Here is a 16,950-nt window from a genome sequence, read left to right on the forward strand (position 1 = left end):
GTGGCGCGGCCGGTTGCGCGCCTGAGCATGGAAGGGCTTGTGGTTGATCACTGAACGGGTGGGTGTAGCCGTCAGCGAATGTCAGGGCCACGTCTGACGCGTATGTGTGCCGGATACAGGCGACAGTTACGGATATGTCCGTACCTGGTAACGGGCTCCGGTCGGCGTTTCGGCGGGGCCGGCGGGGTTGCAGAGTTTGGGTCCTCGGCCCGCTCCGGACCGGGACCCGCACCGCTCTCACCAGCCGTAACCGGCTCGTGGAGCACTGTTTTTGAGGAGACATCACCCATGTCTGCTTCTTCGACCGCCCGCCGTATCGCCGCGACCGTCCTTGCGGCCGGTGCCATGGTGTCCGTCGTCGCCCTGCCGGCCTCCGCCCACGACGGCGACCGTCACCGGACGCCGAAGGTGGAGATCAGCGCCGTCCAGGCCGACAGCCCCGGACGCGACAACCGCACCGTCCGGTCGCTGAACGCCGAGTGGGTCGAGATCACCAACAACACCCGCCACTCGGTCGACCTCGACGGCTGGACCCTGAAGGACGAGGACGGCCACCGCTACACGTTCAACGACTACCGTCTCGCCGGCCGCTCCACCGTGCGCATCCACACCGGTGAGGGCCGCGACACCCGCACCGACCTGTTCCAGGACCGCCGCAACTACGTGTGGGACAACCACTCCGACACCGCGACCCTGCGCGACGACCGCGGCCGCACCGTCGACACCGAGTCCTGGGGCCACCACCATCGCCGCTGATCCCACCCACCGGTGCCCCGTCTCCCGCCACGTTCCCAGCGGAAGCCGGGGCACCGGCATGTGACCGTCAGGTACGCCAGAGGCCCTGAGAGAAGCCTTCGGCCCGCCCCATGCCTGGTCCCCCGGCTGCTCACCCGGGCCTCAGCGGCGGGACGCGCGGCCGGGTCGTAGGTGATCGACTCAGTCCGTATCGTCACCGAGAAGGCGTGTCTCCGGGGCAAGCAGGTCCGTGTCATCGAGCTGCGGGACCGTCCAGCCGTTTGCCTGCGCATGTGCGATGAACTGCGCATCGAGCGCCAGATGGTAGTGCTCGACGTAGTGCGCCAGGTCCGAGTACCAAAGCCAGTGCCCGTCCGTCAGCAGGTGCAGCCCGCCGATCACAGGGTTGTCGGGGGCGAGAACGTCAGGTACGAGCGTGCTCGTCGCAGCCAGCAGTACGCCGTTCTGCAGGTACTTGACCAGCTCACGAGCGTGTGCGGGCTCCTCGGCCCTGACCGCGGACCGCAGCGACAGCCCATCTGGGCTGCCCTGCTCAAGCTCTCCGAAGTCGCCGACAAAGGGGACGCGGGCATCGCTCACCAGCAGAGGCTAGAACACCTCACGACCCACGATCCACGAAGATCTCAAACCTCTGCTCTGCCTCGCCCGACGACGATCCGACCGTCCTCTTCGCTATGCTCCGCGACGGCACCTTCTACGAACCCCAGCCCGCCAACGCGGCCTGATCTGCAGAAATTGCACTACGAGGAAGGACGTTCCCCGAGATGCACCGCGGCATCTGAACCGATAGGCCAGTCGGCAACCTCCCTCGGGCTCGCACCATGAAGGTTGGCCTTGTCCGGATCGGCACCGGCCCTGACCAACAGCGACAACACCGTGCCGTCGCCCCGATACGTGAACACGGCCAGCCGCAAAGGCGTATTGCCTTGCGCATCTGGTGCATCCACCCGCGCACCCCGCCGCCAGGAGCGAGCCGACAGCAACGGCATCCTGCTCATCCGCTGCAGAGTGCAGCGGCGTCCACCCCGGGCGGCTGTCGCGGCCCAACCCCCTGATCCTCATTCGCCATACCCGCCATCATCACGACAGCTTGACGAAGGAGATGTTCCCGACGGCCGTGAGGTGGTTGTAGACACCCCAGCCACCGCCGACCTTCACGCGCGTCGCGAACGGGGCCGTGCTGCTGCCCGTGCCGTTGTAGAACCAGAGCTTGCCGGTGCCGTCGGTGGCGAGGAGGCCGGGGCGGCCGTCGCCGTTGAGGTCCGAGCCGCCGGCGAGCTTGTTGTAGCCGCCCCAGCCGGAGCAGCGGCCCGGCTTCACGTGTCGGGAGCACATCGACCACGCGATGGTCCTCGACGCTGGTCAAGAGGGTGGAGTAACACCTATCGGCGGCTGATGACCGACAGCTCGCCGTGCAGGACTCCCGCCCGCGGTTCGCCCGGCGAGTTGTCGGGCGGGTGACCGCGAGACCTGGGCAGCGATCATGGCGGTAGATCCCGGGCCTGGTCGGCGAGGTCGCCCGCCACGAGGGACTCGCGGGCCGGCGCCTGCCCGGCAACGGCCAGTGGACGGCGCCGACCACGATTGCGTCTAATGGATCCGATCAGTGCGCGGTCCGGCAGGAAGTCGGCTGCGCAGCAAGCCGATTGGCATGACGAGGGGTTCTACGTGCGAGGCACCATCGAACCTTCGGCGGCGACCCAATGAGGCCGCTCAAGGCTTCCGATCCCGTCTCGTCCGGTCCATACCGACTGTTAGCCGAGCTGGGCAGCGGCGGCATGGGACGAGTGCTGCTGGGCGCAGCACCTGACGGCCGGCTCGTCGCGGTGAAGCAGGTGCACGCAGGCCTGGCCAACGACGACGGGTTCCGCGCCCGCTTCCAACGGGAGGTGGCCGCCTCACAGAAGGTCTCGGGGGCCTACACAGCGCCCGTGATGGACTCCGATGCGGACGCTCCGACGCCGTGGCTGGCCTCGGTATTCGTGGCCGGTCCCTCATTGGGCGCCGCAGTGGCGGAGGTCGGGACGTTGCCCGAGGATCTGGTACGCCGACTCGCGGCCGGGCTGGCTTCGGCGCTCGCCGAGATCCACCGAGCGGGGCTCATCCACCGTGACCTCAAACCCGACAACGTCCTCCTGTCCGAAGACGGCATCCGCGTCATCGACTTCGGCATTGCGCGGACGGCAGAGACGGGAGCAGAGCACCAGGGGGACCTCGGGCTGACCCGGACCGGCCTGGTGATCGGCTCGCCGCCCTACATGTCGCCGGAGCAGGCCGAGGGAAAGAGACTCACGGCAGCCAGTGACGTGTTCTCCCTCGGCTCGGTGCTGGTCATGGCGGCGACGGGCCGTAGCCCGTTCGTCGCATCGTCGACCCTCCAGACGCTCTACGACGTGGTCCACGCGGAGCCGGACCTGAGTGGTCTTCCGGCCGGGCTGCACGGGATCGTGGCACAGTGCCTGGCCAAGGACCCGGAAGCCCGGCCGACCCCGGCGGGGTTGCTCGGGCTGTTGGGACCCATCGCGCCGGTGGGACGGCAATGGCCGCCCGCCGTCTACCGGATGATCGCCTCGCAGCGGGCCGCCATCGACCGACTGCTCGACGGCCCGCACGACACCGTAGTGGACGCCCCCGGGCGGGCGGAGGAGCCGGGGCGGGCCGGATCGGCCGAAGTGTCGGACCGAGGAGAGCCGACTCAGACCGAGGGCTCGGGGCCGCCCCCCAGGCCCCCGGTCCCGCCCCGGTCCGTACCGGCCCCGACGGCAGCGGAGCGACAGGCCGCTTTACCCACGGAGGCGGCCGTTGCCCGGGTGCATCCCGCGACGCCGAGCCGCGCACGACGCCAGGCCCTGGCCGTGGCCGCCTGCGTACTGGCAGCAGCCGCGCTCGGCGGGACGGCGTACGGCCTGTGGCCCGATGGGGGCACCAGCGCGCCGGAGAAGTACAGCGCTCTCCAGGAATGCGACGGACTGGCGGTGGCGCTGCCCCTCCCGCCGCGGGACCGGGGCAGCGACCGCCACTCCTCGGCGGACGGTGAGACTCGGACCGGCTGCACGTGGTTCGGAAGCAGGGACGGCGGGGCACCCAGCGCCCGGGTCCTGTGGAACCTGCGCCACGACGACGGCGCCCGCGACGCCGCGGCGGTCCAGAGCGAGGCCTTCCGTGCTCTGGTGGCCGACGGGAGGGCGGTGGGCGATCTCGGGTTCGGTGACGAGGCCTTCCGGGGCGCGTCGGACACCACTACCGCCTGTTCCCTCTCCGTCCGCGACGGCAACCTCACCGTCCAGGTCGACCTCGGCAGCGAGGAGTTTCCCGCGCCGACGTGCAACGCATCCACCGTGGACATCGCCCGCGCCGCACTGAACGCCGTACTTCACTGAGCCACGCACCCACCCACCCACTCGGCCCGGCACCGCCTCGCCCAGCCCTCCCCGTCCACCAGCCCTGCTGACGTGGACACATGGGGGAGCGATGGATGCACTTCGCCGAGTGGCCGCGCATCTCGGCAAGCACCGCGTCGGGGGAGCGGCCCCGGTAGCCGCCACGGTGTCGCTCGCCCTGCCCGTCCCCGACGGGGACGAGGGCGGACAGGGACGTCAACAGCCGCCCGAGGAACGGCCGGTGCGGCCGGTAATCCCCCAACACCAGTGCGCGACGACGAGTAAGGGAGCACAGTGGAGAAGCCGTTGAACAGGTTGAACGCACCGAGGGTGCCTCAATGCCGCGACGTCCACGCACGCCGAACACCGCGCTAGCAAACCTGATGCAGTCGGAAGGAACGCTGAGTGCGTATTGGCGCACCTTCCCCTGGGCGCAAACCGTATCCGCGACGCAGGCCATGAACCGGGCAGGTGACAGCAAGGAATATGCGGACTCTGCGGCAGAGGCTTGCCATTCCCTCGCCTGGCATCGACGACCTGGCCGAGCGGGGCTGGGCGTGGGAGTGGTTCTGCGCCGAGGCTGCCGTGCACGAGCTGAGTAGAGCCGGCGAGTTCGAGCTGCCATGGCTCTCCCAAAAGCACAAGCAGCACGGCATGAACGTCCAGGTCATCGCCCGGCCGGACGGCACACCGCTCTGGTTCTCCCGGGCCACGCCGGGACGCACCCACGACCTGACCGCCGCGCGTGCCCATGGCATCGTCCAGGCCTGCCTCACCAGGCACATCCTCGTACTCGCGGACCGCGCCTATCAGGGCGCCGGCGCCACCGTCCGCACCCCCTACTACCGCCACCGCGAACAGCCTGATCGCTACCAGCAGTTCAACTGCCGCAGCCATAGCCAAGCAGGCATCTGCCGAAGCCGCGCAAGCCTCCGCCGAAGCTGACGAGGCGAAGGCGGCAGCAGACAAGTACGCGGCCGACGCCAAGGCATCCGCCAACGCCGCCACTCAGAGCGCCGCAGACGCAGCCGCCTCCGCTTCTACCGCACGCAACGCTGCCGACCGTGCCGCACAGGACGCCGCAGCAGCCGAGAACTCTGCCTCCGAAGCCGCGTTCTGCTCAAGCAGCTCGGCACCTCGGCGGCCGTCGCGGCGGAGATCGGCGTCACCGCCGACTCCGTCAACCGCTACCGCCGCGGCGCCCGCAAACACCCACCCCAACACATCCAGAACCGGATCGACGCCGCAGTACGGTCCCGCTGGCAGCCCCAAGTCCGCGCCTTCGCTGAACTCGGGCCGATGCTCGGCGAACTCAGCGGCGACCGGGCTGCCGCTTCCGCAGCCGCGGACGCGGCCATTGCCCCCCATCGGCCCCAGGAGCTGGGATGGTTCCTGGAAACCGTGGGAACCGCCCCCGAGGTCCAGGGGCAGGGCCTCGGCAGTGCGGTGCTGATTCCCGGCATCCAGGAGGCCGAGCGTGCCCTTCGCGCGGTCGCCGCACCCCGCCAGGGGGACCCGGCCCTCGCCGCGGCCGTCGTATCACAGAAGGTGGCCCGCCATGACCGTGCGACCCGGGGCTTCCCCAACGCCGAGCAGGACCAACACCAGGGCGAGGTGCTGACGTCGCTCGATGAGATCTGCGACCAGGAGTCTGTCAGAGGGGGCCTCTAGGTGTATTGATCACGAGCGTTGTTGACAGTCGCAGGTCTTGATCATGGCGAAGACCTCCGGTGTGGTGGAGGTGTCTAGGCTCCACACCGCACACGGAGGTCTTCGTGTCCCACCGTAATGCCCGGCTGACCGTTCACGGCAGGCGGATCCTGGTCGAACGCGTCCTGGCAGGACGGCCGGTTGCTCATGTGGCGGCCGAGATGGGCATATCGAGGCCCACCGCCCACAAGTGGATTCGCCGCTGGCGGATGGAAGGCGACGCGGGCCTGGTCGACCGCTCCAGCAGGCCGCAGCACACACCGCATCGCACCCCCCAGGCCGTCGAGGCCCGCGTCTGCGATCTCCGCCGCACCCGCAAGCTCGGCCCCGCCAGGATCGGCCCGGTCCTGGGCCTGCCCACCTCGACCGTCCACCGGATCCTGACCCGCCACGGGCTCAATCGGCTGGCCTGGCTGGACCGGCCGACCGGCACGGTGATCCGCCGCTATGAGCGCGACCGGCCCGGCGAGCTGATCCACGTGGACGTCAAGAAACTCGGCCGGATCCCCGACGGCGGCGGCCACAAAACCAACGGCCGCGAGGCCGGCAGGCCAATCCGCGGCATGGGCTTCGACTACGTCCACTCCGCTGTCGACGACCACTCCCGCCTGGCCTACAGCGAGATCCACCCCGACGAGAAGGTCGCGACCTGCGCGAGCTTCCTCACCCGCGCGGCCGCGTTCTTCCACACCCACGGCATCGACCGGATCGAACGGGTCCTGACCGACAACGCCTGGGCCTACCGCAAGGGCCTGGCCTGGAAGACCGTCCTCGCCGACCTCGGCGCAACCGGCAAACTCACCCGGGCCTACCGGCCGCAGACCAACGGCAAGGTCGAACGCTTCAACCGCACCCTGCTCGATGAGTGGGCCTATCTGCGGCCCTACACCTCGAACAACGAGCGGACCGAAGCCCTGGCAGACTTCCTCCACACCTACAACCATCACCGCTGCCACACAGCACTCGACGGCAAGCCACCCATCAGCCGCGTCAACAACGCTGCGGGTCAATACACCTAGGCCACGATCTTGATGCGGGACCTCTGGGCAAGCTGGCGTACGGAACGATTTCCCAGCCCAGGAGCGCCACCGTGACCGAGTCGTACACCAGCAGCCCGATCGGTGACCTGTGGCAGGCGAAGGCCGCAAACGCTCTGGACCGGGCGGTGATCACCACCACGGTGCCGGATGGGTGCCGGGGACTGGCGGTGGAGGTAGTGACCGCCTTGATGAAGGCGCGGCTGCCGATCTCGGATCTCCACGCTGACGCCTTTGAGGACCGATGCGGGGTGGCCCTGTCGGTCGTTCCCGGGGCCTGGTGGCCTTCAGATGCTGTGGCGGCAGCACCCGCACATGGAGGACCGGGCCGATGACGTGTGGGGCGCCCAGCAGTCCGCCATGCACCAGGCCCTGCGCGCGATCCTGGCGGCGCAGGGCTACTGGCTGAAACGCCAGCCTGCTGGGGAAGCACCGATCGTCATGGGGCGAGTCCGACCCTGACCGCCCCACCCTGCTGCCTCATGCCGGTACCACGACCGGCTTCGGACGCAGCGCGGCTAGCGGGGACCGCCGGCCCTTCTCGATCTGGCGCAGCTGCTCCCAGTCAGCCTCGGGATGGGTGGCTTTGTCGTCGATAGTTGAGAACGCTTGTAGCTCACGAGTAAGAGCGGTAAGCAATCAACAAGAACTGTGTTGCCGAGTTCTGAGAGCACTCTGGTACTTGCGCTTGGCCCTCTGCTGTGCGTGCTCCGTTCATGTGGCGGGCCAGGTGCCGAGTGCCTGGGCCAGTCGGCCACTCTGCTCTCCGGCGATGCCCTGGGCGAGGCGGATGTCGCACCGCGGACGCATGCCCCCGTCGCAGTGAAGGATTCCGGGTGCGCGCTGTTCCCTGGCCTTCGTGTCACGCACAGTGCTGAGCGGCCTGGCGGGTGATGTTAACGTCCAGGTCTTCAGGATGTCCTTCTGCTGAGCGCCAGTCGGGTTCGATCGTTCCCTGACGAAGACTTGTGTCGTTGCGGACCCAGTGGATCCCGTTGGCGTCGTAGAACTGGATCACCGCTGCGGGGGTTCCTCCTGCTGGTGGTGCCTTGGTGAAGGGGGATGTCTCCAGATGCTTCAGTGCCTTGTCGAAGGATCCTTCGGGGAACGTGAAGCGAGTGCAGGGCGGCATGTAGGAGAAGCGGATCGAGATGTACCCGGGGTGCGGGTCGAAGGGAAGGACGGGCTCGAAGAGCACTTCCACGTCTGTTACCGGATCCAGCGAGCGGTTCTCGAGGACCGTCATGATGTGTTCGTCCGGCGCCGGCTCCTCCCAGAAGCCCACGCGCGTCGCTTGGGCTCGAAGGCTCTGTGCTGATTGCTGGCGTGCGGTGCTGACGCTGAACCATGCGACGGTTCCGGTGAAGAGCAGACCGATCGCGGCGGCTAGAGCGGACAGCATCGTGCCCCACGAGGAGAGCCAGATCGCCCGTGGGGCTCTCTCGCCGCGTGCAGCATTCGCGACAAGGACCCGGCGGACGGAGGTGTGCGCCCGGAAGTTGACCGGTCGAGCGCGATCGCGCCACGAGGCGCTTACTCGGCGCATGGCGTCCATACTTACGGCTTGGGTCGGCATCTGGGCATACCGACACGGCTTTGCGTGGAGGGGTCCCGGACAGCTTCCCGCCCCGGTTCGGCCCCGCGCCAGACCAGGGCGCGCGTGTCTCTGCGGCCGCTCGCCACGGCCCGCCACACTCACGCGCCGACCGTACGAGGCACACAGTGCAGCCGTCACCGCAGTTCTCACGAGCCCGACCTCGGCCGCGCGTACGTGCGGCAGGAGTACGCGCAGTGGACGAGCGCCGAGCGCGCCGTCCTCTCCGGAACCTGACGGTCGGTCTCTCGGAACCGCCCTCGCTCACCGACGGGGACGGGGAGGCGGACAAGCAGCCGCCGCGTCATGGCTCGACCACGCCCCCGGCCCGTAGGAGGGCCGCACCTACGCCGCCCGGTGCCCCGCCCTGGACGCGCCGGCAGCCGGTCAGGACGGCTGACTGGCAGCCCAAGAAACTGCTGTTCAACGGGGTGATCGCTTCGGTAGCGTCCGGAGGCATGCACATGACCGACGCCGATGTCGGTCAGGCCCGGCCGGTCCAGGCTCTGCTGCATGATGGCGAGCCCGGCGAAGGGATAGTCGGGCGTGAACCTGCCGCATGCGACAAGCTGCTGGGCCCACACCTTGCCCGGGCGCATCCACGCAGCGCCGTAGCGGGAGACGTCGACCGCGAGGAGCACGGGCGCGCCGTCCAGGGAACGCCCCTGAGTGGTCTTCTGATCGCTGACGCCGGCTTCGAACGCTGCGTACTCGGCGGCGCCCAGCGGGCCATCGAGGATCCCGCTGGTGACCTCCCAGCTCACGGCGGCTGAACCAGTTCGGCCCGAAGGTGGTAATCACCTCGCTGGACTTGTTATGAGCGATGCGGCTCATCACGTCCAGCGGTACGTTCACACTGCCCCAGCTGTCAAAGATCCCCAGAATCGGGTGCCCCCACGCGCCCAGCTCCGTCAGTAGGGACAGACTGTCCCGCCCAGCCTCGCCCCGGCGCACCACTACCTTCACTGGCAGGTCTGACAAGGCTCCGAACTTTGATTCCAGCTCTTGGAGCAGGTGCTCGTGGCGGGCACGGTCCTTCTCGATGAAGAGTAGGTGGACCCGCTGCTGGCTCAGGTGCATCCGGTCGACGGCGTGGTGGTGAAGGAGCCGGTCCAGGATGAATACGGGAGATCCTGGCTCGTCTCCCTCGTATCGGCCGGGCCCGGCGAATGCGTCCAGGAGCGTCACCCGCGGGCGGGTGTAGCCGGTGCGTTGCGATGTCTGCAGCAGAATCGGCCACCACGCATCGAGGTAGCGCTGTTACAGCCGATGCTTGGCTGCCGTCGCCGGCTCCAGCTTCCACAGCACCCCCATGGACCCTCCCCTTTCCTCACCTGACCGTGGCGCGATTTTCCGGCATCCCGAGGTATCGCGAAAGAGGACGAGAACAGGCCACAAAGGCAACAAGTAGGACGGTCGATGCAGCAACAGGGGCTGATGCCTGGGTGACCAGGCCACGAGCCGCCCGGCTCAAGGGCCACGACCAGATCGTCATCGCCAAATAGGGCGGATGGCCCCGCACTCCAAGGTCCTGGCCGGCTACCTCGAAGCCGTCGACCAGTGGGAGGACAACGCCCTGCTCGGCGTGCTGTAGTCGGGAGGTCGATCCGCGCTAGAGATCCGCGCTTAGTACTCCAGCGGTAGATCGTGATCTTTACGACCGGATGGTTTGCCGACGGTGGTAGCTCGTCGCGAATCAGCTGTGGGTAGGACCGGGGCCGAGGGCGGGGTCAGCGGGATGGGCAGCAGCCTGGAGATCGGGCGGCGCTCAGGCCATGTCGGATCCGATCTTCCACGCGAGGCGGAGCTGCTCTGCGGCATCGGTGGCTTGGCGAAGGCCCGCCTGGTAAGCCGGTTCCCAGGCCGTCCGGTCACTCAGGTCCGAGCCAAATGCGCGTATTGATGCCGGATCGGGCTCGATGGTCACCACTGTGTGCGCCGCGGCGACCACCAGCTCTTGCTGGAGCAACTCCCGGGGAAACAGGTGCGCCTGCGGGTCGATCACGACGAGCGTGCGGGCTCCGGCCGCGAGTGCGGCATTGGTTGCCGACCGCAGGGAGCCGTCCATGTATCGGCGGCCTTTGATGGTGATCGGTGGGTAGATGCCCGGAAAGGCCGTGCTTGCCGCCACCGCGGAGGGCAGGGGTGCGCCACTCGCGCGGTCGAAGACCTCCTGCTCGCCGGTCTCGGCGTCCATCGCGATGATGAGCAGTTGCCGGTCCGGCCATTGGTCTGTGCCGGCCATGGCGCGCATCCGGGTGATATGTGCCTGCTCGGGGCCCGTTTCGGCGGCGAGCGCGATCTGGCCCACTCGGCGCCAGGCCTCGGCTGGGTTTGAGGCGGCGTTGCCGAGCACGGCGAACGCCTCGCCCAGCCGACGCCCGTCCACCTGGGGCGGGGTGCTGTTGGTGTCGGCGGGGCGTACTGGGGTGGCGAGTCGGTCGGTGTTCTGACCGGTGGCCAGTACTGCGCCGATGATCGCGCCAGTCGACGTGCCGACGATCAGATCGGCCTCGCTGAGATCCACTCCGCCGCGGCGGAGTCCGCAGGCCAGTCCGGCCATCCAGGCCGCACCAACGGGGCCTCCGGCGCCGAGTGCGAGTGCCCGGTCGAGTGTGTACACGACTGCCTCCTTCCCATTGTTGAAACAGTCGTACCATATACTGACGTACGCCCAGGTCCGCAGTACCGAGAGGATGATCCACCGTGGGGCGACCCCCAGATCCCGCCCGACGGGAGGCCACGCTGGTGCGGGCGACCGACTACGTACTGGCACGCGGCCTGGCCGGGTTGAGCCTGAGGCCGCTGGCCGCAGCTCTCGATACCAGCCCGCGGATGCTGCTCTACGACTTCGGCAGCAAGCAGGAGTTGGTATCTGCCGTCCTTGCCGAGGCCCGCCGCCGCGGCGCGACACGGCTGGCCGAGAACCTCCCGGCGCAGGCAGCCTCTGCGGAGGATCACCTGCGCGGCATCTGGGCCTGGATCAGCGCACCTGAGCGAGCCCCGTACGTCCGGCTGATCTTCGAGGTGCACGCCGACGGTCTGGCTCACCCCGAGAACTACCCGGACCAGGCCGAGGCGATCACGGGCTGGTTTGACACCCTCGGCGCCACGATCCGCGACATCGCCACCGACCCTGACGACACCGTCACTCCCACGCTGGTCATGGCCGTCATCCGGGGCCTACTGTTCGATCTCACGACCACCGGGGACCACCGCCGCACCGACCGCGCCCTGGAGCGCTTCTGCGAACTCCTCCGGCATTGAATGAGGACAAACGATCACGCGGTGACCTCAGGTAGCAGCGCAGACCCTGCCCGCTGGCAGGATGCATTCGATGCCCTGATGGACCGGATCGCTGGCAGGTTCACGCGGGTCGAACCCCGCCGTCGGATAAGGCGGTTGGTGCTCGGCCTGCTCTCGGATCTGCCCCGCAAGAACTGCTGGACCATCGCCGAGTGGGCCGGGGAGGCCACCCCCGACGGCATGCAACACCTGCTGAACCGGGCCAAGTGGGAAGCAGACGCCGTACGCGACGACCTTCGCGACTACGTGGCCGAGCACCTACACGACGACCGGGCCATACTCGTGGTCGACGAAACTGGCGACGTGAAGAAGGGCAGCCATACGGTCGGCGTCCAGCGCCAGTACACCGGCACAGCAGGGAGAAATCGAAAACTCCCAAGTCGCCGTCTACCTGGTCTACGCAGGCCGGCGCGGACATGCCGCGGTGGACCGGGAGCTGTACATCCCGCGCTCGTGGACCGACCAGCCCGACCGCTGCCAGGCGGCCGGGCTCTCCCCGGACGCCGCGTTCGCGACCAAGCCCGAACTGGCAGCCCGCATGATCACCCGGTTCCTGGACGCCGGCCACCGTGCCTCCTGGGTGGCCGGCGACGAGGTCTACGGCGGCAACCCGAAACTGCGCACCGCCCTGGAGGCACGCGGCACCGGCTACGTGCTCGCGGTGGCCCGAACCCACGAAGTCACCACCCACGCAGGCAAGTCCCGGGTGGAAGCCCTCGCGAAGAAGCTCCCCAAGCGGGCCTGGCAGAAGCTGTCCGCCGGAGCCGGAGCAAAGGGGCAACGCTTCTACGACTGGGCCCACATCGACCTACCCAGCACCGCCCCCGGCCACCGCCACCTGCTGATCCGCCGAAACCGCACCACCGGTGAACTCGCCTACTACCACTGCTACACGCCCCAACCGGTGCCACTGGCGACCCTGGTCCGGGTCGCTGGATCAAGGTGGCGAGTGGAGGAGACGTTCCAGTCCGGAAAGGGGCTGGCCGAACTGGACGAGCATCAGGTCCGCCGCTACGCGTCCTGGTCCCGCTGGGTCACCCTCGCCATGCTCGCCCACGCCTTCCTCGCCGTCATCCGCGCCGACGAACACACCCGCCAGCCCGCCCGGGACAAGCTGATCCCGATCACCTGCAATGAGATCGCCCGGTTGTTCATCACCCTCGTTGCCCAACGCGTCCACGACACAGCCCACTGGCTCCGCTGGTCCCACTGGAGACGCCGCCACCAGGCCCGGTCCCAAGCGAGCCACTACCACCGCCAAACCGCAGCCCCAGCGTGATCACGATCTACCGCTGGAGTACTAGGTTCCTGAATGGAGGTTCGATACGTGAGGTTACGAGAAGACTGGGTTAGCGCGGCAAAGGCCGTGTCCACCTTCGTCGGCGTCTCGCTCCTGTGGGGAAGCCGCCTCTTGTCTTCTGATTGAGGATCCACTCGTGTGTCTCGGTTGGCAGGCGTCGACGTCGCGATTCGAAGGGCCTCCTTGTGGGTGACGGCATGTCGTCAGCAACCGCGGTCACCGCGGACTTCGTTGTGCTGATCCTCCTCGCACGGACGTGCTGTGGGGACGTTGTCCCTGGAGTTTGGGTAGTCACGTGGGTTGTCACTCAAGTCGTCAACTGAAACATGAGGAAGTTACTCCCCCAGGGTGTTTTCGTCGGTAGCGTGGAATTCCCGGATTCTGGGGTCGGCGGAAGCAACTGGGGGAGTCGCTGTGACGGATGATCATGGGCAGCAGCCGGAATCCGGTGAACGGGAGACTGACGCCCCGCCCCCTCCGCACCCGCCCCGCCCCTCCCAGCCGCCCGTGGCTTCTCCACCGCCGCCCCGGCCGCCCCATGCACCACAGCGGCCCGCGGCGCCTCCGCTGCCGGCCCGGCCTCCCACAGCGGGTGCGTCGGCGGGGTCCCCGCGAGCGGTTGCCGGGTGGTTGCGGCAGTCGCGCGCCCGGTCCTTCACGGCCGCGGGCGCTGCGTTGGCCGTGCTGGCGAGCCTGTTGTACGTGCTGTGGCCCAGCGGGTCGAACGGCTCGGGCGGGTCCGGGGATGCCAAGCACGAGGCATCGGCCCCCCGCATGTCACCGGCCCAGCAGGGCGCTTCGGCGGCGCAGGAGTTAAGCACCCTGCCCGCGGTGAACCTGTCGATGGTCTACGCCCCGGTCGAGCACCAATCCATGACCCGGGCAAACCTGACGGTCACCAGCACAGGGAAGGCGTCGGGAACCCTCAGCAAACCGGTAGCCGGAAAGGCGACCCTCGCGTGGTCCGGCGACCGGCTCTACCTGAAGGGCGACTCGGCCTTCTGGGCTCAGCAGGATCCTCACTTCGGCCACGACTTGACCAGCGCCGGTCACTGGGTCGCGCCGCAGAAGCGCTCCGGCTACTACATGCTCAACAGCTTCGCGGTGAATGCCGGCACGCTGACGCCGGCCTCGCTTGCCGCGCAGGTCCGGCAGGTCACGTCCGATCCCGAGGCGGTTCGGGAGGACAGCGCAACGTTCAAGGGTCGCAAGGCCGTCTCGTACACCTCTCAGGGCTGGACGGTCGTCCTCGCCGCCGAATCGCCCTACTCGGTCCTTGCCATCGGCGGCGACCCCGGCCATGACAGCCCCGTCAAGTCCGCCGTCTGGCACTCTGCCCGGCGCGCCGGACCGGTGATGGAGCCGGCGGGCTATCGTACGAACGCTGTGCCTGTCGCCGAGAGTGACTTCAGCAGCTACCTTCTGCTGGAGCCGAAGCCAGCCACCACCGAGCAGGCCGCCGCGGTCCGTGCCACCACCGCCTCGGCCGTGGCGACCGCCGTCCCGCCCGCCACGTCGGCTGAGGCGGTCTCCAAGACCATGGGGCCCGCCTTCACCATCACCAGCAGCGACGCCTACCTGTGTACGACCAACCCGTGCTCGTACTCCTACACGGTCACCAACAGCGGCGACCAGGCGGGCGCGGCCACGCTCTATCTGTCCCTGCCGAGGGTTCCCGACCAGCCCCACCCGCTTGGCAACCTGCAGCCCAAGCAGTCCAAGACGGTCAGCGGCACCCGCCCCAACATCGCGTGGGGCACCGGACGGACCGTGCACCACACCGACTACGCCTGGGTGTACTCGACCGCCGAGTACGGCCCCGACCCCAAGGTGGGCAGCCGGTTGCACGCCCGCAACCTGCGGCCGGGCAACCTCTCATTCAGCACCCCCTTGCAGCCCACTGTGGCAGGGCTGCTCGACGTCATGACGAAGGACCGGCCGACGAGCGACACCGAGGCGGGCAGCAAAGCCTTCGATGCGATCGAAGCGGCCAACAGCCAGGGCGAGCTGCCCGACCTGGGCGAGATCCTCCACTCCGGCAGACTGGAGAACCCGCAGGACCTGCGCGACATCCTTCCCACCACCGAAAAGACCGACAACCAGCGCGTGCTCCAGGAGATTGCGCTGCTGCTCCAGACCGACCCTCACGCGCACGTCACCTGGACCGCGCCGCCCACTACAGCAGGAGCAACACCGCCAACGGACTACCTCTACACGACCACAGAGCAGGGCCGGCCGGTCAAACGCGCCGTGAAGGCGCAAACGGTGCGGAGCCCGGCGGAACTCGGGTCGCAGGCACGCCTCGGCGCCGCACGACTGAACGGCGAGCAGCCGGGTTCCGGGACCGGCGGGGGCCAGAAGGCGCGGTCCGGATACGAACGGGTGCTACGGCTCGACCTCGAACCGTTCGTGGGACCGCTGCTGGACCTGGCCACCACGCAGGACCTGGAGCACTCCCTCTCCACGGGACAGCAGTTCCAGCAGTTGCGGGACAGCCTCTGCGAGCCGGCCAGCGGCGGCCCCCGCGTCGACCGCCTCGTCATCGTCAACGGCTCCGGCACCCACCAGTGGACCGACCCGAGCCAGCTCGGCGCGAGCTGCGGTTCCGGCGGCTCCTCGGCGTCGCCGGAGCCGTCGAACAGCAGCGGGCCGAACGACAAGCCGACCTGCCTGACGCAGAGTCCGCCGGCCGGCGTCGTCGAGACCAGCGGGGAGGGCTGGATCTACTACGCTCCCACCGGGTCGCACAAGCGGGCTACCGCGGCCACCGTGTGCCTGAAGAATCCGCTGGGTGACGGTACGGCCTCCAATTCCAACAGCCCCGGCATGGACACTGCCCGCAACCGCGCGAAGGCACTGCTCCCGGGTGTGCCGGGAACCCTTGTCAACAGCTGTCACCTGATACCCAAGGAGTTCGGCGGCCGCGGCATACAACGGAACCTCACGCCGTGCTGGGCCACACCCGTGAACGTTGGGGAGATGACGGACATCCAAACGGCAGTCCGCAAATTCCTCAACAAGGGAGGAATCGTGCGGATGACGGTGACGGCCAAGTACAAGGACACTGCGGCCGAGATCCCGTACGCGTTCACCTTCCAGGTCACCGCCTGGGACTCCCGCGGGAATCCGTATCCGCTCGTGATACCCGGCGGTGGCACGGTCCAGAATGTGAAGAGCGGGAAGAACCTCAGCCCCTGACAGGTGGTGGTCCGGTAGTGCGGAACGACATTGCCGAGTTCGCGCGGATCACCGGGGTCGCGCCCGGGACGGCGGGGCCGGCGCTGCCCTGGGGCGACACCCGGGCCGCGTACGGCCTCGACCTGCCCGCCGACTACCGGGCGTTCGTCGACGCCTACGGGCCCGGGACAGTGGGCAGCCGGCTCACACCGCTGATCCCGCTGCCCCCGTACGTCGCTGGCACCGGAGTCGCGGCCCTGGCACCCGTGCTGGACGTGGCTGCCGAGATCGGTGCCCTGCTGCGCGGTCTTCGGGAGAAGCACCCGGAGGCGTTTCCGTACTTCTTCCATCCCGAGGCCGGCGGCCTGCTCGCGTGGGGCGGCGGCGTCGGAGGGGAGCAGTGCTTCTGGCTGACTGAGGACGCGGATCCGGACGCCTGGCCGGTCGTGGTGTGGGACAAAGCGAACTGGCGCCGTTACGACATGGGCATGGTCGCCCTGCTGAACCGCGCCCTCGGCCGGCAGGACGCGTTCCTCGACGAACTCGTCGGGCCCAGGCCCGGGGAGCCGCTGTGGAACCCCGAACTCTGAGCCGTTCGCCGTGTCTCCCGGGTTTCGTACCTGAAGTGGGAAGCAGTAGCCGACCGAGCACCGCGACCGGCAGCCCTGTCTCAGCCTCACCAGGGAATTG

Annotated in this window: 15 protein-coding genes and 4 pseudogenes; 13 read left to right on the forward strand and 6 right to left on the reverse strand. The window is 68.6% G+C overall.

The window, feature by feature from the left end:
* The first annotated feature begins 288 nt into the window (after positions 1–288).
* Positions 289–756 (forward strand): lamin tail domain-containing protein, encoded by a 468-nt coding sequence (locus OG462_RS41520; RefSeq protein WP_406066162.1) that lies wholly within the window; start codon positions 289–291, stop codon positions 754–756.
* Positions 757–936: 180 nt separating this feature from the next.
* Here the strand turns inward: OG462_RS41520 and OG462_RS41525 are convergent, their stop codons facing one another.
* From OG462_RS41525 to OG462_RS41535, 3 genes are all read right to left on the reverse strand, one after another.
* Complete coding sequence (locus tag OG462_RS41525; protein ID WP_406066164.1) at positions 937–1,335, reverse strand: hypothetical protein; 399 nt, start codon at positions 1,333–1,335, stop codon at positions 937–939.
* A 161-nt stretch (positions 1,336–1,496) separates the two neighbouring features.
* Positions 1,497–1,754 carry a hypothetical protein gene (locus OG462_RS41530; RefSeq protein WP_406066165.1) on the reverse strand — a complete coding sequence of 86 codons (258 nt, stop codon included), beginning with the start codon at positions 1,752–1,754 and terminating at the stop codon, positions 1,497–1,499.
* 82 nt (positions 1,755–1,836) lie between these two features.
* Positions 1,837–2,091 carry an FG-GAP repeat domain-containing protein gene (locus OG462_RS41535; protein WP_406066167.1) on the reverse strand — a complete coding sequence of 85 codons (255 nt, stop codon included), beginning with the start codon at positions 2,089–2,091 and terminating at the stop codon, positions 1,837–1,839.
* Between the two features lie 368 nt (positions 2,092–2,459).
* Here OG462_RS41535 and OG462_RS41540 point away from each other — a divergent pair, with 368 nt between their 5' ends.
* From OG462_RS41540 to OG462_RS41565, 6 genes and pseudogenes are all read left to right on the forward strand, one after another.
* Positions 2,460–4,136: a protein kinase domain-containing protein gene (locus OG462_RS41540; RefSeq protein WP_406066169.1), complete on the forward strand. Its 1,677-nt coding sequence runs from the start codon at positions 2,460–2,462 to the stop codon at positions 4,134–4,136.
* A gap of 621 nt (positions 4,137–4,757) precedes the next feature.
* Positions 4,758–5,039, forward strand: a pseudogene (locus tag OG462_RS41545) (transposase family protein); the annotation flags it as partial.
* Positions 5,040–5,252: 213 nt separating this feature from the next.
* Positions 5,253–5,414: pseudogene (locus OG462_RS41550) on the forward strand (XRE family transcriptional regulator); the annotation flags it as partial.
* Between the two features lie 21 nt (positions 5,415–5,435).
* Positions 5,436–5,807 carry a hypothetical protein gene (locus OG462_RS41555; protein ID WP_406066171.1) on the forward strand — a complete coding sequence of 124 codons (372 nt, stop codon included), beginning with the start codon at positions 5,436–5,438 and terminating at the stop codon, positions 5,805–5,807.
* Between the two features lie 104 nt (positions 5,808–5,911).
* Positions 5,912–6,865, forward strand: coding sequence for an IS481 family transposase (locus OG462_RS41560; RefSeq protein ID WP_406055974.1), 954 nt, complete (start codon positions 5,912–5,914; stop codon positions 6,863–6,865).
* A gap of 71 nt (positions 6,866–6,936) precedes the next feature.
* Positions 6,937–7,218 carry a hypothetical protein gene (locus tag OG462_RS41565; RefSeq protein ID WP_406066172.1) on the forward strand — a complete coding sequence of 94 codons (282 nt, stop codon included), beginning with the start codon at positions 6,937–6,939 and terminating at the stop codon, positions 7,216–7,218.
* Between the two features lie 527 nt (positions 7,219–7,745).
* Here the strand turns inward: OG462_RS41565 and OG462_RS41570 are convergent.
* The gene (locus tag OG462_RS41570) at positions 7,746–8,438 is read right to left on the reverse strand and encodes a hypothetical protein (RefSeq protein WP_406066174.1); all 693 of its coding nucleotides are present in this window, start codon (positions 8,436–8,438) and stop codon (positions 7,746–7,748) included.
* A gap of 105 nt (positions 8,439–8,543) precedes the next feature.
* Between OG462_RS41570 and OG462_RS41575 the strand changes: the two genes are divergently transcribed.
* Both OG462_RS41575 and OG462_RS41580 read left to right on the forward strand, forming a co-directional pair.
* Positions 8,544–8,714, forward strand: coding sequence for a hypothetical protein (locus tag OG462_RS41575; protein ID WP_406066176.1), 171 nt, complete (start codon positions 8,544–8,546; stop codon positions 8,712–8,714).
* Between the two features lie 221 nt (positions 8,715–8,935).
* Positions 8,936–9,250, forward strand: coding sequence for a hypothetical protein (locus OG462_RS41580; RefSeq protein ID WP_406066177.1), 315 nt, complete (start codon positions 8,936–8,938; stop codon positions 9,248–9,250).
* Positions 9,251–9,269: 19 nt separating this feature from the next.
* On the opposite strand, the pseudogene tcmP reads toward OG462_RS41580, so the two are convergent.
* Positions 9,270–9,710: pseudogene (gene tcmP, locus OG462_RS41585) on the reverse strand (three-Cys-motif partner protein TcmP); the annotation flags it as partial.
* A gap of 535 nt (positions 9,711–10,245) precedes the next feature.
* Complete coding sequence (locus OG462_RS41590; protein WP_406066178.1) at positions 10,246–11,100, reverse strand: patatin-like phospholipase family protein; 855 nt, start codon at positions 11,098–11,100, stop codon at positions 10,246–10,248.
* Positions 11,101–11,183: 83 nt separating this feature from the next.
* On the opposite strand from OG462_RS41590, the gene OG462_RS41595 reads away from it, so the two are divergent.
* From OG462_RS41595 to OG462_RS41610, 4 genes and pseudogenes are all read left to right on the forward strand, one after another.
* Positions 11,184–11,744: a TetR/AcrR family transcriptional regulator gene (locus OG462_RS41595; RefSeq protein ID WP_406066180.1), complete on the forward strand. Its 561-nt coding sequence runs from the start codon at positions 11,184–11,186 to the stop codon at positions 11,742–11,744.
* Positions 11,745–11,822: 78 nt separating this feature from the next.
* Positions 11,823–13,062: pseudogene (locus tag OG462_RS41600) on the forward strand (IS701 family transposase).
* Positions 13,063–13,857: 795 nt separating this feature from the next.
* The gene (locus OG462_RS41605) at positions 13,858–16,281 is read left to right on the forward strand and encodes a DNA/RNA non-specific endonuclease (protein WP_406066181.1); all 2,424 of its coding nucleotides are present in this window, start codon (positions 13,858–13,860) and stop codon (positions 16,279–16,281) included.
* Between the two features lie 17 nt (positions 16,282–16,298).
* Positions 16,299–16,850, forward strand: a complete 552-nt coding sequence (locus OG462_RS41610; RefSeq protein WP_406066183.1) for a hypothetical protein — start codon at positions 16,299–16,301, stop codon at positions 16,848–16,850.
* Positions 16,851–16,950: the final 100 nt, after the last annotated feature.

It is taken from the genome of Streptomyces sp. NBC_01077 (genome assembly GCF_045162855.1).
Taxonomy (GTDB): domain Bacteria; phylum Actinomycetota; class Actinomycetes; order Streptomycetales; family Streptomycetaceae; genus Streptomyces.